This window comes from Mesorhizobium sp. B2-8-1 (assembly GCF_006440955.1).
Taxonomy (GTDB): Bacteria; Pseudomonadota; Alphaproteobacteria; order Rhizobiales; family Rhizobiaceae; genus Mesorhizobium.
This window is the reverse complement of record NZ_VFTX01000005.1, coordinates 126,844-143,180: the sequence shown is the minus strand read 5'-3', so window position 1 is coordinate 143,180 and position 16,337 is coordinate 126,844. Positions and strand designations below refer to the sequence as shown.

Here is a 16,337-nt window from a genome sequence, read left to right as displayed (position 1 = left end):
CCTGACATGACCGACCTTTCCTGGCTGATTGCCCGGCCTGTCGCCCATCGCGGCTTTCACGACATGAACAAGACGCGCTGGGAAAACACCCTCTCCGCCTTTGCCGCCGCGGCCGAACGCGGCTATGCCATCGAATGCGACGTGCACCTGTCGTCGGACGGAGTTCCCGTCATTATCCATGATGGCGACTTGCAGCGGCTGACTGGGCACGACGGTTTCGTCTGGCAGCGCACGGCGGCCGAACTGGCAGCGCTCAAGGTCGGCGGCACGTCTGATCATGTGCCGACGCTGCGCGAGGCGCTCGATCTGATCGACGGGCGGGTGCCGCTGGTGGTCGAACTAAAAGGCGTGGCTGGATACGACAATGGCCTTGTGGCGAGCGTCGGTAGGCTGCTCAAGCGCTACAAAGGCAAGGTGGCGATCATGTCGTTCGACCACTGGCTGATCCGCGATTTCGCCAGGGATGCGCCGGGCATCCCGGCTGGATTGACCGCCTATGGCAAGGACGACAGGCTGATCGAAGCGCATTTCGCCATGCTGGCGCATCAGATCGCCTTCACCTCCTACGCAGCGGGCGACCTGCCGAATCCATTCGTCAGCTTTGTCCGTGAACGGCTCAAAATGCCGGTCATCACCTGGACGGTGCATGACCAGCCGGCGGTCGATCTTACATTCAAATATGCGGACCAGATGACGTTCGAAGGGTTCGAGCCCGATCTGGTCAAGGTCGCTTGATATGGGTGCCTAGAACGTGACTTGTAGCGGTCCGGATGGAGCTTAAATAAGCCTCATGGATCAGGGCGACGACGGCGACGGGCAAACGGTTGATGCGGAGTATGCGATCCGCATTGCGGCGGGCATCGGCGCCTTCACCTGCGAAGAGTGGGACGGTTTCGCCGGGACCACGCGCAGTGATGCCGAAAACGGTTATAACCCCCTCGTTTCATATGCTTTCCTGAGCGCACTCGAGGATTCCGGCTGCGCCGTGCGGCGCACTGGCTGGCAAGGTCATCATCTCAGGCTGGAGAATGGTCAAGGCACGCTGCTCGGCGCGGTCCCTTGCTATCTCAAGTCACACAGCCAGGGCGAATATGTGTTCGATCACGGCTGGTCGGATGCCTTCGAGCGCGCCGGCGGCCGTTATTATCCCAAGCTGCAATGCTCGGTACCGTTCACGCCGGTCACCGGCCCTCGCCTGCTGGTGAGCAGGGGCCAGCATTCCGGCACCGTCAAGGCCGGGCTCGCCGAGGGATTGAAGGCGGTGACGGAAAGGCTCGGCGTCTCTTCCGCGCATGTCACCTTCGCGCAGGAGAGCGACGTGGACGTGCTGGAGGCGGCGGGCTTCCTGCATCGCACCGACCAGCAGTTCCACTTCGTCAACGAGGGCTTCTCGACCTATGACGATTTCCTCGCCACGCTCGCCTCCCGCAAGCGCAAGGCCATGAAGAAGGAGCGCCGCGAGGCGCTTGCCGACGGCATCTCCATCGACTGGCTTACCGGCAAGGACCTTACAGAACGGGCCTGGGACGATTTCTTCGCCTTCTACATGGACACCGGCAGCCGCAAATGGGGCCGGCCCTATCTGAACCGCGAATTCTTCTCGCTGATCGGCGAGCGCATGGCCGAGGACATCCTGCTGGTGATGGCCAGGCGCAACGGCCGCTACATTGCCGGCGCTATCAACTTCATCGGCTCGGATGCGCTCTACGGCCGCAACTGGGGCTGCATCGAGGATCATCCGTTCCTGCATTTCGAGGTCTGCTATCACCAGGCCATCGACTTCGCCATCGAACGCAAGCTGAAGGTGGTCGAGGCGGGCGCACAGGGCGAACATAAGCTGGCGCGAGGCTACCGGCCGGTGATCATGCATTCCGCGCATTACATCGCCCATCCCGGCCTGCGCAACGCCATCGCCGACTATCTCAGGCGCGAACGGCGCGAGGTGGAACGCATGAGCGAATATCTCGAAGAACACACGCCATTCCGCAAGGATCTGGAGGAGTAGGCCATCCCGCGGGGCAGGAGCATATGTCAGGTTCGGCATCCCTTGGGTTGGCAGTGCACGCCTGTCGAGATCGGCTTCATCGATCTCGCCTGATCGTCTTGCCGCTCACGAGAGGCTTCGCTACACCAATCAGCGAGGCACAATCCGGAGCGTTCGCCATGGCCGAAACCGCCTATGACACCGACAACATCTTTGCCAAGATCCTGCGCGGTGAAATTCCCTCGCACCGCGTCTACGAGGACGAAGCGGTCGTTGCCTTCATGGATGTGATGCCACAGGGGCCAGGCCATACGCTGGTGGTGCCGAAGACGCCTTCGCGCAATCTGCTCGACGCCGATCCGGCAACGTTCGGCCCGCTTTTCACAGTCGTGCAGAAGGTGGCGCTCGCCGTCCGCGAGGCATTCAAGGCCGATGGCGTCACCGTGATGCAGTTCAACGAGCCGGCTTCCGGGCAGACCGTCTATCACCTTCACGTCCACGTCATTCCGCGCTTCGAAGGCATCGCGCTGAAGCCGCATACGGGCCAGATGGAGAAACCCGAGGTGCTGGCCGAGAATGCCGGCCGGATAAAGGCGGCCATGCCGCTATCCTGACGCCTGGCTTTCAGCTGCCCCCATTGCGGCCGTCTGGGGAAGTTGCGCATCGAAAACGATGAACCCGAGCCGCCAGCATATCAGCGTGATCGCCATTCCGCTGAACATCTACCAAATTGTGCCCGCCGTGGACGACGATCGCGCCGCGCGGCCGAGATTCCCCCATCGCCGGCTGAGAGCACGCGATCAGGATAGCTTGTCCCTGGAGAATGCCGACAGCCTCTCAAACGCCGTCGGAGGCTCTACATTTTGCCTGAGGCGCCCGCGGATCGCATCCGCACATTGTGCTGGCGTCAGCAGCGATGTGTCGACTTCCAGATCATACACGCCAGGCCGGTGTACCTCCTCCTGCCACAGGCGCACCGCCAACGGCACGGAGTCGTCGGGCGATCCCGTCACATATCCCCTCCCCGCCGGACTGTCGGCGCGCCTCTGCATGATGATTTCGATCGGGCAGCGGACACCGACAAACAGAACCGGCAGGCCTGCGAGGCGCCGGGCGCAATCGACAAGGCAATCAAGGGGTCGCGAATAGCTGTCGTGATGACCGAGATCGGCCACGACATTCAACCCCACTCGGCTGTGGGCGGCGATCGATTCGTAGAGCGCGGCGTAGAACCTCGGCACGAGACCCTCGATATCCGGGCGCTCGCCGCCGGGCCGCAAACCTATCCCCGGGCGACAGCGCAGCGGCGTGACCTGCTCATAGGTGTCGACCCCCAGGTTCATCCATGGGCCCTCGAAGCTCTCCTGAACTGCCTGGACGATGCTCGATTTCCCCGATCGCGGTGCGCCGTTGAGGATGATGATCTGGCCTGGTTCAGACATAAAATTCCCCGTCTCATGGAGGCACTTGACCGGAACGGCATCCAACGCGCCGCCATGGTCTGGTCCCGCGGAGCGAACTCCTTCACCAACGAGGCCATGGTCTCCGAGATCGGCGATGCGTACAGTCTGGGCGCTACTTTCGGAAACGACTTTTCGCGCATGCTCGTTACCGGCAAGGCGCCGTCGGGATTGCATATCTCGATACCGTTGGGCCAACATATAAAATCGTTCCTCGGCGGTAAGCCGAAAGACGCGGCCTGCGAGGCCTTCGGCCGGGCACCCGGCCTGTCCGGCATGGTCGGCGCCAAGGTGGGAGCACCGCCGTCCTGGACGGACAAATCAGCCAAAATCCGCCCGACGCCGCTTGCTGTCCAGGGGCCGCCGGCAACGCTTCAGTGATCGTCCCTTTGTGCCAACAAAAAAGCCCCGTTTCCGGGGCTTTTTCGAGGGAGTGACTATCAGCTCTTGCGCGGCAGTTGCGGCACCAGGCTGCGCTTGCCGCCGTCCTTGCCCTTGGGCTCGGGCTTCTGCGCGACGGCCTTCTTGACCGCCGGCTTCTTGGCCACTGCCTTGCGCTGCTTGGGGGTGTCTTCCGGTTCTTCCTTCTTGGGCTTCACCGGTGCCTCGTCGGCGAGCGATTCGAGCTTCAGGCCGGTCTCGCCGGTTTCCTTCTTCTCGACGCTGACGCGCACCGTGCCGCCCTTCTTGAGCTTGCCGAACAGCACTTCGTCTGCCAGCGGCTTCTTGATGTGCTCCTGGATGACGCGGCCGAGCGGACGCGCACCCATGCGCTCGTCATAGCCCTTGTCGGCGAGCCAGGCGATCGCATCCGGCGACAGGTCGAAGGTGACGCCACGCTCGGAGAGCTGGGCCTCCAGCTGCATGACGAACTTCTGCACCACCTGATGGATAACCGGCACCGGCAGCGAGCCGAACGGGATGATCGCATCGAGACGGTTGCGGAACTCCGGCGTGAACAGCCGGTTGATCGCCTCGACGTCGTCGCCTTCGCGCTTGGTCGAACCGAAACCGATCGCCGCGCGCTGCGCATCCGACGCGCCCGCATTGGTGGTCATGATCAGGATGACATTGCGGAAGTCGATCTGCTTGCCGTTGTGGTCGGTCAGCTTGCCATGGTCCATCACCTGCAACAGGATGTTGAACAGGTCCGGATGCGCCTTCTCGACCTCGTCCAGCAGCAGCACGCAATGCGGATGCTGGTCGACGCCGTCGGTCAAAAGGCCGCCCTGATCGAAACCGACATAGCCGGGAGGCGCGCCGATCAACCGAGAGACCGTGTGGCGTTCCATATATTCCGACATGTCGAAACGGATCAGCTCGACGCCGAGCGAAGCGGCCAATTGCTTGGCGACTTCGGTCTTGCCGACGCCGGTCGGACCCGAGAACAGATAGGAGCCGATCGGCTTCTCCGGTTCCCGCAGGCCGGCACGCGCCAGCTTGATCGCCGAGGTCAGCGCGGTGATCGCGGTGTCCTGGCCGTAGACGACGCGCTTCAGCTCGATATCGAGCCCCTGCAGCACCTTCTCGTCATCGGCCGAAACAGTCTTCGGCGGGATGCGCGCCATGGTGGCGATCGTCGCTTCGATCTCCTTGATGCCGATGGTCTTCTTGCGCTTGGCCTCCGGCACCAGCATCTGCGAGGCGCCGGTCTCGTCGATCACGTCGATCGCCTTGTCCGGCAGCTTGCGGTCGTTGATGTAGCGCGCCGACAGCTCAACCGAAGCCTTGATGGCTTCCGTCGTGTAGCGGACCTTGTGGAACTCCTCGAAATAGGGCTTCAGGCCCTTCATGATCTCGATGGCGTCCTCGATGGTCGGCTCGTTGACGTCGATCTTCTGGAAGCGACGTACGAGCGCGCGGTCCTTCTCAAAGAACTGGCGAAACTCCTTGTAGGTTGTCGAACCGATGCAGCGGATCGCACCCGAAGACAGTGCCGGCTTCAACAGGTTGGACGCATCCATGGCGCCGCCGGACGTCGCGCCGGCGCCAATGACGGTGTGGATCTCGTCGATGAACAGCACAGCGCCCGGATAATCCTCGAGCTCCTTGACGACCTGCTTCAGCCGCTCTTCGAAATCGCCGCGATAGCGCGTGCCGGCCAAAAGCGTGCCCATGTCGAGCGCGAAGATGGTGGCGTTGTGCAAGACTTCCGGAACATCACCCTCGACGATGCGCTTGGCGAGGCCCTCGGCGATCGCCGTCTTGCCGACGCCGGGATCGCCGACATAGAGCGGATTGTTCTTGGAACGGCGGCACAGTACCTGGATGGTGCGGTTGATCTCGGACTCGCGCCCGATCAACGGATCGATCTTGCCGGCCTTGGCCTTGTTGTTGAGATTGACGCAATAAGCGGTCAGCGCGTCCTGCTGCTGCTTCTTCTTGCCGCCTTCCTCTTGCGGCTCGGCGCCGTTCGCGCCACCCTGCTCGTCATCGGCGCCGCGCGGCGAACGCGTCTCCGACGCGCCCGGACGCTTGGCGATGCCGTGCGAGATGTAGTTGACCGCGTCGTAACGGGTCATCTGCTGTTCCTGCAGGAAATAGGCGGCATGGCTCTCGCGCTCGGCGAAGATGGCGACGAGCACGTTGGCGCCGGAGACCTCTTCGCGGCCGGACGACTGCACATGGATCACCGCACGCTGAATGACGCGCTGGAAGCCGGCGGTCGGCTTGGAATCCTCGTCATAGCCGGTAACCAGATTGTCGAGCTCGGTGTCGATATAGGTGAGAACAGTGTGCTTCAACTCGTCGAGATCGACATTGCAGGCGCGCATGACGGCGGCCGCCTCGGTGTCGTCGATCAGGGCGAGCAGCAGATGTTCAAGGGTTGCATATTCATGGTGCCGCTCGTTGGCGAGCGTCAGCGCTTGGTGAAGCGCCTTTTCCAGGCCTTGGGAGAAAGCCGGCATGTTACCTCACTTCTTCTCCATCACGCATTGCAGCGGATGCTGATTTTGTCGGGCGAAATCCATGACCTGGGACACTTTGGTCTCGGCCACCTCGAATGTATAGACCCCGCACTCGCCCACTCCATGATTGTGAACATGAAGCATGATGCGTGTGGCGGCTTCGCGGTCCTTCTGGAAAAAACGTTCCAGCACGTGAACCACGAACTCCATCGGTGTGTAGTCGTCGTTCAGGATGAGGACCCGATAGAGGCTGGGTTTCTTGGTCTTGGTCTTTGTGCGCGTGATGACCGCCGTGCCGCGGCCGGCCTCATTGCCGTCGCCGCTGCCGTTCTGCATCCGTGCCCTTGTGGCAGTCAAACCGATCGTCACGTAATCCTGCCTCTTTCGAATCCTCATGCGAGTTCGACATGTAGGTGTTCGATGGACGATTTTAAGCCCTTCTGGTTAGCTGACAATATGGCTAGGTGCCCAACTTGGCGGATTTTCGCAATCGTGAAGGCGAGCCAGGCCCCTGATCGGAAATTGACATGAAAAAACCCGGCCACGCTGGCGCGGCCGGGCTCTGTCTTGGCCCAATGGGCCCAGATCTCGTACTGCCGAACGAAATTACTTCGCCTTGGCAACGATCGATTCGAACGGCTTGTAGGCTTCCTTGGCGAGTTCGGCATAGAGGTCGCCGATCTTGGTGGCCTCGGCGACGAACGCCTCATAGGACTGCTTGGCATAGTCGGACTGGACCTCGATCGCCTTGTCGAGCGACTTGGCCGAAACAATCTTCTCGAAAGCGGCGCTGCCGGCTTCGAAGCTCTTCTTGGTGTATTCGCCGGCCTCGGCCGCAATTGCCTGCGCGCCCTTGGACAAAGAGGCGAAGCTCTTCAAGCCGGTGTCGGCGAACTCTTTGCCGTATTTGCTGAAGTCCTCATAGGTCTGCGTCATTTCAATTCTCCCTGGACGGTTGATGCGCCCTGCCCCGAGCGCCTTGTGCAATGCACTCGAATATATTGTGCGACGCACAAAAGTCAAGAAATCGCCAGCTTCCGTCCTAGCCGGTGTGGGCAATGGCTAAAATTCGAATAAACAGAGGCTCAAACCACCAGAAAATGGTGAACGCGGCGGTTACCATAAACGGATTGGTAACGCTGCCCCGATAGCTTGCCCGGAAGTGAGGCAGGATCCCTTTGCCGCCTCCAGCGCAACAAGAAATTCAAAGGAACTATCAGTGCGTCAGGCGTTGTCGGGCATCGTTTCCAAATCCGCGTCCCCTTTCAAAACGGTCATGATCATCGCCGTGGCGATGACCATCGTCGTTGCAAGTGCGGCCCCGTCGCTCGCCGCGAAGTCCGCGGCCATCGTGGTCGACGCCAAGACCGGCAAGGTGCTCTACTCCTCGGATGCCAACGCCCGGCGTTATCCCGCCTCGCTCACCAAGATGATGACGCTTTATTTGACTTTCGAGGCTCTGGCCAAGGGCAAGATCAGCCGGAACTCGCCGGTCGTCTTCTCGGCTCATGCCGCGGCAGAGCCGCCGACGAAGCTCGGCGTGAAGCCGGGCGGATCGGTGGCGGTCGAGACCGCCATCCTGTCGATGGTGACCAAATCGGCCAATGATTCGGCCACCGCGCTCGGCGAAATGCTCGGCGGCAACGAGACCAACTTCGCCCGCATGATGACTGCCAAGGCGCGGCAGCTCGGTATGAACGGCACCGTGTTCCGCAACGCCAACGGCTTGCCCGATCCCGGCCAGTTCACCACTGCGCGCGACATGGCAACGCTCGGCATCGCGCTGCGCGAACATTTCCCGCAATATTACGGCTATTTCTCGCAGCGCTCCTTCCTCTATGGCCGCCAGCGCATCAACGGCCACAACCGCCTGCTTGGACGCATCAAGGGCGTCGACGGCATCAAGACCGGCTACACCCGCGCTTCGGGCTTCAACCTGGTTTCGTCGGTTTCCGACGGCAACCGTCGCATTGTCGGCGTGGTCATGGGCGGCACCTCGGGCAGCAGCCGCGACAATCAGATGGCGGCCTTGATCAACACCTATCTGCCGCGGGCATCGACCCGGGGCGGCGGCGATCTGGTCGCAAAGGCCGATAGCGGCAACCCGGTGACGGCATTGGCCAGAGTGCTGTTGCCCAAGCACGACGCACCGACTCCGGACGAGAAGCCGGTGGCGGTGGCAAGCGCCGATGACGCGGACGAGGCCGTTGCCGACGACGCGACGGTTGCCCAGGGCGACAGCGATGTCGCCGACGATACCGCAGCCGAAGAACCCAAACTGGTTGTTCCGGCAAAGAAGGTGAAGACGGTTATCGTCTCCGCCCCCAAGGTCGCCACGGCACAGGTGGTGTCCGCTTATGCCGAGCCCGCGCCGGCCGTCGACCCGGTCAACACCGCGTCGGTCCCGTCGGGTTGGGCCATTCAGGTCGCCTCGTCGCCGAAACAGTCCGAAGCCCAGGCCTTCCTCGACAAGGCCACCAAGCAGGCGCCGAAGGTGCTGGCAGATGCCTCCGGCTTCACCGTCGCCTTCGACAAGGACGGCGTCACGTACTACCGCGCCCGCTTCGGCGGCTTCGGTTCCAAGACCGCGGCCTGGAAGGCCTGCACCGCCCTCAAGAAGAAGAAAATCGAGTGCTACGCCGTCCAGCAGTAGGGACGGCGTGGAAGATATCTCCCGGAAAATTTCTGCGTCGAAGGAGACTAGTTGTGATTGGAGAGCAAGACGTCCTTGGCTTCGTTGATCCGCGCCGCCAGGAAAGACGTGCCGCCGATATCGGGGTGCAGGCGTTGCATCAGGCGGCGGTGCGCCTTGCGGACATCCGCCGCGGCGGCCCCCGCTTCAAGACCAAGGACCTTGTAGGCCTCCTCCTTAGTCATGGCGCCCGGACCTGGCGCAATACCCAGCCCTTCGCCACTGTGCGCCTCAGCGTTTTTGCGCCAGACGGGAAATCTGCCGTCAAGATACGTCTCTAGCAGTTGCCGGCTCTCCGGGTCACCGGAGAGTTCGCGAAACAGCTGCAGCAATTCGGCTTTGCCCATCGCACCAAGCATCTTGCCTTCATGGCGGCCTGCCAGGATAAGGCCTTCAAGGCCGCCTGTATCGTGATCGAGGTCCATTTCCAGCGCCGCTGTGCGTACGGTCGAGCGTCTCCGCGCCGGCATCACGGCTCGCTGGTTCAGCCGCATCGAGCCGTACCAGGCAATCGCTGCGAGCAGGATGATGCCGCCGAGACCGCCGCGCCCGACCAGCAGCACGGCGCCGCCGATCAATGCCAGCAAAACCGGCCCAACCTTCCTCATGTCGCCTGCAAGCCTGCTCGGGTCGGCCCGCACGAAAGCCGTTGCCAGGCCCATCAGCACCAGCAGCAATGCGACGACAGCGATGATCGCGCCTATCATATTCCACTGCCCCGTGAATGCCCGGCGATCGGCCGGTTTTCCAGACTATTCCTGAACACGAGCATGCCGCCACCGGGTGTTATTTCTGCGCCGCAATCATGACCTTGCGCGACACATGGTCCGCATCCCACCACGCCGCGGCGCGATGTGGTCGGTGCGAGTGCGTCAGATATCGAAACCGGATGGTTCCTATCGCTCATGATTTTCAAGATGTGGCGTTGTCGCGACGCTTGCAAGTCCAACGGACAGCAACATTGAGGGCCAGCAACCGCAGTCCGCCTATACGGGCCGACCATGCCGCCAGATTGCCCCGGAGCAAGCCAACTGGCTGCTCGGAGCAAGCCAATGGGCTGCTCGGAACAAGCCGATAGTGATTTAGAGCAGGCCGAGATCGGCGAGCTCGCGCCGGAGTTTCGGCGGCATTTCGACCTGCCCCGGCTTGCCCTTGCCGAGATCGGCGGGTGCATCCGATGGCTTTAGATAGCGCCAGCCCTGAAAGGCGCGGCGCGGCTGCCAGTCGGTGCGCACCACTTGCGGATCCAGCATCAGATGGCAGCGGCCGATGCCCTCGTCATCGGTGAATGGCCGGATCTCGGTGATCAACTGCCGGCATTGCACACTTCCCTTGATCACCCAGTAGAGCGAGCCACCGTCGGTAACCTCATCGGCGCGCGTCGGCACCATGCGGGTGGTGTGCCAATGCTCGGCCGGTTCGCCGGCACGGCGCCGCTCGTCGAGGCGGAACGCGATCCATTCTTCGAGATCCTCGACGCTGTCGCAGCCGACGCAGAGCTTTAGGAGGTTGAGAGCCATCGCCCAAGATTTAATCCGTCGCACGGATGCGTCAACGGCCTGAGCAAGTTCTCCACAGTGCCAGCGGGCTCAACACTCCACCACATTGACCGCCAGCCCGCCGAGGCTGGTCTCCTTGTACTTCTCGTTCATGTCGAGGCCGGTCTGGCGCATGGTCTCGATCGCGGCGTCCAGCGGCACGAAATGGGTGCCGTCGCCCTTGATGGCAAGCGAGGCGGCCGTCACCGCCTTGACCGCGCCCAGCGCATTGCGCTCGATGCAGGGCACCTGCACCAGCCCGCCGACCGGATCGCAGGTCATGCCCAGATGGTGCTCCAGCGCGATCTCGGCGGCGTTCTCGACCTGTTCGGGCGTGCCGCCCATGACGGCGCACAGGCCGGCCGCCGCCATGGCCGAAGCCGAGCCGACTTCGCCCTGGCAGCCGACCTCGGCGCCGGAGATGGACGCATTGGACTTGATGATGCCGCCGACGGCGGCTGCCGTGAGCAGGAAATCGCGAATGCTGGGCTGGTCGGCCTCGGGATGGAAATGCAGCCAGTAGCGCAGTACTGCCGGCAGCGTGCCGGCCGCGCCGTTGGTCGGCGCGGTGACGACGCGCCCGCCGGCCGCATTCTCCTCGTTGACGGCCATGGCATAGATCGACAGCCAGTCATTGGCGAGCAGCGGATTGGGCCGGTTCTGCTGCCACTGCTCCTGCAGCTTGTCGTGCAATTGCCTGGCCCGGCGGCGCACCTTCAGCCCGCCCGGCATGATGCCGTCCTGCGACAGGCCGCGCTCGATGCAACTCTTCATGGCACCCCAGATGGCGTCGAGGCCGTCGTCGAGCTCATCGCGCGACATTTGTGTTTCCTCGTTGACCCGCTTCATCTCGGCAATGGAAAGGCCGCTCTTGCCAGCCATCTTCAGCATCTCGAGGGCGTTCTTGAAGGGATAAGGGACTTTTTTGCCTTCGGTCGTCACCGAACCCTTGGCTTTCATGCGCTGCAGCTCTTCTTCCGAAACCACGAAGCCGCCGCCGATCGAATAATAGATCCGCTTGAGCAGCAGGCGGTCGCCAGCGTCATAGGCATAAAACGCCATGCCGTTGGCGTGGCCGGGGAGCGGCGTCTTGCGATCGAGCACCAGATCGCTGGCCGGATCGAAACGGTAGGAAGGATGACCGCGCGGTGAAACCAGCTTGTCGGCGGTGATGCGAGCGACAATGCCGTCCGCCTGGTCAGGGTCGACCGTCTGCGGCGTCTGGCCGGCAAGGCCGAGAATGACGGCACGGTCGCTGCCATGGCCGATGCCCGTATAGGCGAGCGAGCCGTGCAGGCTGGCGCCGATGCGAGCGACCTTGGCGCCGACCGGACGCGGCCAGTCGTCTCCGGCGATCTCGTCGAGGAAACGGCGGGCGGCCGTCATCGGTCCCATCGTGTGCGAACTCGATGGTCCGATGCCGATCTTGAACAGGTCGAAAACCGAAAGGAACACGCGCCACAATCTCCCGAAGCCGCTCTGGGACTACATATAGGAACTCCTGCGATGTTTCCGCTGTTTTGAACGGCGCGGCGCAGCGCCCGCCGACCTTGTTTGCTCCGGCAGCGACATGGCCGTCGCTGCCGGCGGCCGATCGAAGCAATCGCACTGGATGTGATAGGGTTCCGCCAATGGGCGATTCCCTCGATCTTTCGACAGCCGATCTCGCGGCGTTGGCGTTCTTCCTCATTGCGTGGGTTCTGCATACGCTCGCCTCGGACGGCGTGCTGGTCAGCCGCATGTCGCTGACAACGGCGATGAATGCGCAGCGTCAGGCCTGGATGCACCGGATGGCCGAGCGTGAGATCCGCATCGTCGACACAGCCATCATGGGTGGCCTGCAGCAAGGCACCGCCTTCTTCGCCTCCAGTTCCCTGATCGCGCTTGGCGGCTGCTTTGCCTTGCTCGGTGCCTCCGACCGCGTCCTCGAGGTGTTGAGCACCCTGCCTCTGGGCGGCGCCTCGTCGCGCCCGGCTTTTCAGATCAAGGTGCTGGGACTGGTGCTGATCCTGGCGTTTTCGTTCTTCAAGTTCGGCTGGGCCTACCGTCTGTTCAACTATTGCTCGATCCTGATCGGTGCTGTGCCGATCCCGCATGGCGAAGCCTCGCGCAACCCGGTCACCGAAACGGCGGTGTGGAGGGCGGCGCAGATGAACATGCTGGCAGGCAAGCATTTCAACTCCGGCCTGCGCGGCGTGTTCTTTTCGATCGGCTATCTCGGCTGGTTCGTCGATCCGCTGGTGTTCGTGCTGTCGACGCTTCTGCTCCTGGCCGTTCTGGTGCGGCGCCAGTTCTTCTCGGCGGCGCGCCGCGCCGTGATCGGTCAGCCGCCTGGTGCGGGAAAAGGCTGATCGATGCGGCCGGACAGCCAATAGGCGAACAGCCCTATCCATTCGCGGATCGCCATTGTGGCCGCCTGCAGCGCATCAGCCGGATTGTCGCGGAACAGGCCGATGCCTTCGTCTCCCGACGTTCGATAGTCGACCGGCCAGGGGACGGTCGCGAAGCCGGCCTTGTCGAACAGCGCCTTGGCGCGCGGCATATGGTAGGCCGAGGTGACCAGCAGCCAGGTTTCGCCCGGCTTCGGCGCTATCAAGGCCTTGGTGAAGACGGCATTCTCATAGGTGTTGCGCGATTTGCCCTCGAGATCAGGCGCTCCGGCGTCACGCCAAGCGCGCCAAGCAGGCGCGGCGCGGTGGCGGCATCGCCCTCGCCGTCGAGGAACAATTCGCCATTGCCGCCGGAGACGACCACCTTGGCGTCGGGAAAGCGCCGCGCCAGCACGGCCGTCTCGACCATCCGGTCGCCGCCGCTGTTCAGCTCATAACCGCCGCGCACCAGATTGATGCCGCCCTCGAAGCCGCCGCCGAGCACGACGATGCCATCGACTTTTTGCGGCAGCGGCGGGCGCGGAAAGCGTTCCTCCAGCGGGTTGAGCAGCAATGCGCCGAGCGAGGTCCAGGCCGAAAGCGCCAGAACCAAAAACGCCAGCCGCCGGCGGCCAAAAAATGCCGCGACCAGCCCCGCCAGCAGCAGGAAGATCGTCAGGTTGAGCGGCTGAATGAAGAACCAGAAGACCTTGGAAAGATAGAAGAACATATATCGGATGCCCTCTTAAAATTCCAGAGATTTACACACGATACTGGTCAGCAACAATTTTAAAAATATGGATACAACACCGAGACAATACAAACTGGAATCACTGTCAAGGCTAAAACATAAAAGCCGATACCGAGCCAATACATCTCTGGCTCTTCAATCTTCCGCCATTGTCCAGTCCTTGTCTTGAACGTTTTCGTTTTGAACGCAGAAATTAACGCAGGAACGCCGTACCAAAGCCAGTAGCAGTAAAGCGGCAGAAGGACAGCCAGCGCTAACAAGCTTGCATATCCATCTGATAAGATCTGCTCTTCCTCTACCACCACTTCTCCGGCTGGAACGTTCCAGCCGCCTGCTCGATGACGGCGGCGGTCTGGAACAGCGTCTCTTCCTCGAACGGCCTGCCGATCAGTTGCAGGCCGAGCGGCAATCCCTTGGGATCGAGGCCGGCGGGCACCGCAATGCCCGGCAGGCCCGCCATGTTCACGGTGACGGTGAAGATGTCGTTCAGGTACATCTTCACCGGATCGGAAGCCATGTCCTCGTCCGCGATGCCGAAGGCGGCAGATGGCGTCGCCGGTGTCAGGATGACATCAACGCCGGCGGCAAAGACGTTTTCGAAGTCCCGCTTGATCAGATTGCGCACCTTCTGCGCCTGCAGATAGTAGGCGTCGTAATAGCCCGCCGACAGCACATAGGTGCCGATCATGATCCGGCGCTTGACCTCGCGGCCAAAGCCGGCGGCGCGGGTCTTCTCATACATCTCGACGATATCCTTGCCCGGGACGCGAAGGCCGTAGCGGACGCCGTCATAGCGCGCAAGGTTGGACGAGGCTTCGGCGGGCGCCACGATGTAGTAGGCCGGTAGCGCGTATTTGGTGTGCGGCAAGGAGATGTCGACGATCTCGGCGCCGGCATCCCTGAGCCAGGCAATGCCCTTCTGCCACAGCGCCTCGATCTCCTCCGGCATGCCGTCGACGCGGTATTCCCGGGGAATGCCGACCTTCATGCCCTTGATCGGCTTGCCGATCGCCGCCTCGTAGTCCGGCACAGGCCGGTCGACAGAGGTCGTGTCCTTCGGATCGACGGAGGCCATCGATTTGAGCAGGATCGCGGCATCGCGCACGTCGCGGGCGATCGGCCCGGCCTGGTCGAGCGACGAGGCGAAGGCGACGATGCCCCAGCGCGAACAGCGGCCATAGGTCGGCTTGATGCCGACCGTGCCGGTGAACGCGGCCGGCTGGCGGATCGAGCCGCCAGTGTCGGTGGCCGTGGCGCCCGCGCACAGGAAAGCCGAGACGGCCGAGGCCGAGCCGCCCGACGAGCCACCCGGCACCAGCTGCGCATTGTCCAGGGTGCGCGCGGTCCTGGTGCCGCCGGCCGAAACGAAGCCGCCATCGCCCTGGTGCGTCGTCGGCATCACCATCGTGTCAACGCGCGAACGCCGCCACGGGTTGACCACCGGCCCGTAATAGGACGTCTCGTTGGACGAGCCCATGGCGAACTCGTCCATGTTGAGCTTGCCCAGCATGACCGCCCCGTCGGCCCACAGATTGGAGGTGACGGTCGATTCGTAATGCGGCTTGAAGCCGTCGAGCACATGGCTGCAGGCCTGGGTGTGCACGCCCTCGGTGCCGAACAGATCCTTGATGCCGAGCGGAATGCCTTCCAGCGCACCGCCCTCGCCTTTGACCAGCCTGGCGTCGGAGGCCTTGGCCATGTCGCGCGCCTTGTCGCCCGTCACCACGACATAGGCGTTGAGCGCCGGATTGGCGCGCTCGATCGCAGCGAGATAGGCGTCGGCAATCTCGGTCGCGGTGATTTCCTTGGCGCGCAGCTTGGCGCGGGCCTGCGAAATCGTCAGTCGGGTCAGGTCGCTCATCAGGCAAGGCTCTTTTCGTAAAACACCGACCACTCGGAATCGGGATAATCCAGCACCGGACCGCAACGCGAGAAGCCGGAACGTTCATAGACAGCCCAGGCGGCAGGATGGCGATCACCCGTCTCCAGCACCAGACGCTTCAATCCTTCCTCGCGCGCCAGCGCTTCGAGACGCTCCACGATCCTCGCGCCGATTTTCTGGCCGCGATGCGTGGGCCGCGTGTACATGCGCTTGACCTCGCCTATGGCACCGTCATGGCGCTTCAGCGCTCCGCAACCGATTGCAAGACCCTCGTCGCGGGCGACGAAGACCGTGGTGTCCCGGCCGGCCATCTGCTCGACGGTCAGATGATAGCAGTGTTCCGGCGGCGTCAATTCGAGCAGCGTCTCGTTGAGCTCCGCGACCAAGCCGCGCACGTCGTCCTGCAGCGGCGTCTCGATGGCGATCTCGATGGCCATCGGCCTGTTACTCCACGACCTTCGGCACGAGGAAGAAGTTCTCTTCCGTGGCAGGCGCGTTGGCGACGATGTCGGCAGCCTTGTTGCCGTCGGTGACGACGTCCTGGCGCTTCTTCATCTCCATCGGAGTTACCGAGGTCATCGGCTCGACACCGGAAACATCGACCTCGTTCAGCTGTTCGACGAAGCCCAGTATGGCGTTCAGCTCGCCGGTCATGCGTTCGGCATCTTCCTCGCTCACCGCAATGCGGGCGAGACGCGCGACGCGCTTCACTGTCTTGACGTCAACGGACATGTTTGTGCCTCGGGAAAACC

General features: G+C 62.7%; 16 protein-coding genes and 2 pseudogenes. 6 read left to right on the top strand and 12 right to left on the bottom strand.

What is annotated here, in order from left to right; genetic code table 11:
• The first annotated feature begins 6 nt into the window (after positions 1 to 6).
• From FJ428_RS15200 to FJ428_RS15190, 3 genes are all read left to right on the top strand, one after another.
• Positions 7 to 735 carry a glycerophosphodiester phosphodiesterase gene (locus FJ428_RS15200; protein ID WP_140515351.1) on the top strand — a complete coding sequence of 243 codons (729 nt, stop codon included), beginning with the start codon at positions 7 to 9 and terminating at the stop codon, positions 733 to 735.
• 55 nt (positions 736 to 790) lie between these two features.
• On the top strand, positions 791 to 2,005 hold the full coding sequence (locus FJ428_RS15195; RefSeq protein ID WP_140686344.1) for a GNAT family N-acetyltransferase: 1,215 nt from the start codon (positions 791 to 793) through the stop codon (positions 2,003 to 2,005).
• Between the two features lie 158 nt (positions 2,006 to 2,163).
• Positions 2,164 to 2,598 carry an HIT family protein gene (locus FJ428_RS15190; RefSeq protein WP_140560942.1) on the top strand — a complete coding sequence of 145 codons (435 nt, stop codon included), beginning with the start codon at positions 2,164 to 2,166 and terminating at the stop codon, positions 2,596 to 2,598.
• A gap of 186 nt (positions 2,599 to 2,784) precedes the next feature.
• On the opposite strand, the gene FJ428_RS15185 is transcribed toward FJ428_RS15190, so the two are convergent.
• Entirely contained in the window at positions 2,785 to 3,426 is a 642-nt protein-coding gene (locus FJ428_RS15185) for a chloramphenicol phosphotransferase (RefSeq protein ID WP_140625106.1), read from the bottom strand.
• Positions 3,427 to 3,444: 18 nt separating this feature from the next.
• Here FJ428_RS15185 and FJ428_RS15180 point away from each other — a divergent pair.
• Positions 3,445 to 3,825 (top strand): annotated as a pseudogene (locus tag FJ428_RS15180) (hypothetical protein); the annotation flags it as partial.
• Positions 3,826 to 3,884: 59 nt separating this feature from the next.
• On the opposite strand, the gene clpA reads toward FJ428_RS15180, so the two are convergent.
• The 3 genes from clpA to FJ428_RS15165 form a co-directional block, all read right to left on the bottom strand.
• Complete coding sequence (gene clpA, locus FJ428_RS15175) at positions 3,885 to 6,353, bottom strand: ATP-dependent Clp protease ATP-binding subunit ClpA (protein ID WP_140515345.1); 2,469 nt, start codon at positions 6,351 to 6,353, stop codon at positions 3,885 to 3,887.
• A 6-nt stretch (positions 6,354 to 6,359) separates the two neighbouring features.
• Positions 6,360 to 6,689, bottom strand: a complete 330-nt coding sequence (gene clpS / locus FJ428_RS15170) for an ATP-dependent Clp protease adapter ClpS (protein ID WP_027051901.1) — start codon at positions 6,687 to 6,689, stop codon at positions 6,360 to 6,362.
• A 270-nt stretch (positions 6,690 to 6,959) separates the two neighbouring features.
• Entirely contained in the window at positions 6,960 to 7,289 is a 330-nt protein-coding gene (locus tag FJ428_RS15165; protein WP_140498728.1) for a phasin family protein, read from the bottom strand.
• Positions 7,290 to 7,572: 283 nt separating this feature from the next.
• Between FJ428_RS15165 and FJ428_RS15160 the strand changes: the two genes are divergently transcribed.
• Entirely contained in the window at positions 7,573 to 9,006 is a 1,434-nt protein-coding gene (locus tag FJ428_RS15160) for a D-alanyl-D-alanine carboxypeptidase family protein (RefSeq protein ID WP_140879645.1), read from the top strand.
• A gap of 47 nt (positions 9,007 to 9,053) precedes the next feature.
• Here FJ428_RS15160 and FJ428_RS15155 read toward each other — a convergent pair whose 3' ends face one another.
• The 3 genes from FJ428_RS15155 to FJ428_RS15145 form a co-directional block, all read right to left on the bottom strand.
• A complete protein-coding gene (locus FJ428_RS15155) occupies positions 9,054 to 9,752 on the bottom strand; it encodes a DnaJ domain-containing protein (RefSeq protein ID WP_181167300.1) in 699 nt (232 codons plus the stop codon).
• Between the two features lie 375 nt (positions 9,753 to 10,127).
• Positions 10,128 to 10,565 (bottom strand): DUF1489 family protein, encoded by a 438-nt coding sequence (locus tag FJ428_RS15150; RefSeq protein ID WP_140498734.1) that lies wholly within the window; start codon positions 10,563 to 10,565, stop codon positions 10,128 to 10,130.
• Positions 10,566 to 10,634: 69 nt separating this feature from the next.
• Positions 10,635 to 12,038, bottom strand: a complete 1,404-nt coding sequence (locus tag FJ428_RS15145) for an L-serine ammonia-lyase (protein WP_140729168.1) — start codon at positions 12,036 to 12,038, stop codon at positions 10,635 to 10,637.
• Positions 12,039 to 12,214: 176 nt separating this feature from the next.
• Between FJ428_RS15145 and FJ428_RS15140 the strand changes: the two genes are divergently transcribed.
• Positions 12,215 to 12,934, top strand: coding sequence for a DUF599 domain-containing protein (locus FJ428_RS15140; RefSeq protein WP_140879644.1), 720 nt, complete (start codon positions 12,215 to 12,217; stop codon positions 12,932 to 12,934).
• Here FJ428_RS15140 and FJ428_RS15135 read toward each other — a convergent pair.
• From FJ428_RS15135 to gatC, 5 genes and pseudogenes are all read right to left on the bottom strand, one after another.
• Positions 12,907 to 13,682 (bottom strand): annotated as a pseudogene (locus FJ428_RS15135) (YdcF family protein). The gene FJ428_RS15140 and the pseudogene FJ428_RS15135 overlap by 28 nt on opposite strands.
• 59 nt (positions 13,683 to 13,741) lie before the next feature.
• Entirely contained in the window at positions 13,742 to 14,005 is a 264-nt protein-coding gene (locus FJ428_RS15130; protein WP_140879643.1) for a hypothetical protein, read from the bottom strand.
• Positions 13,999 to 15,564, bottom strand: coding sequence for an amidase family protein (locus FJ428_RS15125; RefSeq protein WP_140625101.1), 1,566 nt, complete (start codon positions 15,562 to 15,564; stop codon positions 13,999 to 14,001). Before FJ428_RS15125 ends, FJ428_RS15130 begins: the two co-directional genes overlap by 7 nt.
• A complete protein-coding gene (locus FJ428_RS15120; protein WP_140879642.1) occupies positions 15,564 to 16,022 on the bottom strand; it encodes a GNAT family N-acetyltransferase in 459 nt (152 codons plus the stop codon). Before FJ428_RS15120 ends, FJ428_RS15125 begins: the two co-directional genes overlap by 1 nt.
• A 7-nt stretch (positions 16,023 to 16,029) precedes the next feature.
• Positions 16,030 to 16,317 carry an Asp-tRNA(Asn)/Glu-tRNA(Gln) amidotransferase subunit GatC gene (gene gatC, locus FJ428_RS15115; RefSeq protein WP_027044576.1) on the bottom strand — a complete coding sequence of 96 codons (288 nt, stop codon included), beginning with the start codon at positions 16,315 to 16,317 and terminating at the stop codon, positions 16,030 to 16,032.
• Between the last annotated feature and the right edge of the window lie 20 nt (positions 16,318 to 16,337).

Bases quoted from the DNA above. Each gene is read 5' to 3' on its own strand.
- FJ428_RS15150 (WP_140498734.1), bottom strand. From the start codon at position 10,565: ATGGCTCTCAACCTCCTAAAGCTCTGCGTCGGCTGCGACAGCGTCGAG.
- FJ428_RS15140 (WP_140879644.1), top strand. From the start codon at position 12,215: ATGGGCGATTCCCTCGATCTTTCGACAGCCGATCTCGCGGCGTTGGCG.
- FJ428_RS15200 (WP_140515351.1), top strand. From the start codon at position 7: ATGACCGACCTTTCCTGGCTGATTGCCCGGCCTGTCGCCCATCGCGGC.
- clpS (WP_027051901.1), bottom strand. From the start codon at position 6,689: ATGCAGAACGGCAGCGGCGACGGCAATGAGGCCGGCCGCGGCACGGCG.
- FJ428_RS15185 (WP_140625106.1), bottom strand. From the start codon at position 3,426: ATGTCTGAACCAGGCCAGATCATCATCCTCAACGGCGCACCGCGATCG.
- FJ428_RS15120 (WP_140879642.1), bottom strand. From the start codon at position 16,022: ATGGCCATCGAGATCGCCATCGAGACGCCGCTGCAGGACGACGTGCGC.
- FJ428_RS15195 (WP_140686344.1), top strand. From the start codon at position 791: ATGGATCAGGGCGACGACGGCGACGGGCAAACGGTTGATGCGGAGTAT.
- FJ428_RS15125 (WP_140625101.1), bottom strand. From the start codon at position 15,564: ATGAGCGACCTGACCCGACTGACGATTTCGCAGGCCCGCGCCAAGCTG.
- FJ428_RS15190 (WP_140560942.1), top strand. From the start codon at position 2,164: ATGGCCGAAACCGCCTATGACACCGACAACATCTTTGCCAAGATCCTG.
- clpA (WP_140515345.1), bottom strand. From the start codon at position 6,353: ATGCCGGCTTTCTCCCAAGGCCTGGAAAAGGCGCTTCACCAAGCGCTG.
- FJ428_RS15155 (WP_181167300.1), bottom strand. From the start codon at position 9,752: ATGATAGGCGCGATCATCGCTGTCGTCGCATTGCTGCTGGTGCTGATG.
- FJ428_RS15165 (WP_140498728.1), bottom strand. From the start codon at position 7,289: ATGACGCAGACCTATGAGGACTTCAGCAAATACGGCAAAGAGTTCGCC.
- gatC (WP_027044576.1), bottom strand. From the start codon at position 16,317: ATGTCCGTTGACGTCAAGACAGTGAAGCGCGTCGCGCGTCTCGCCCGC.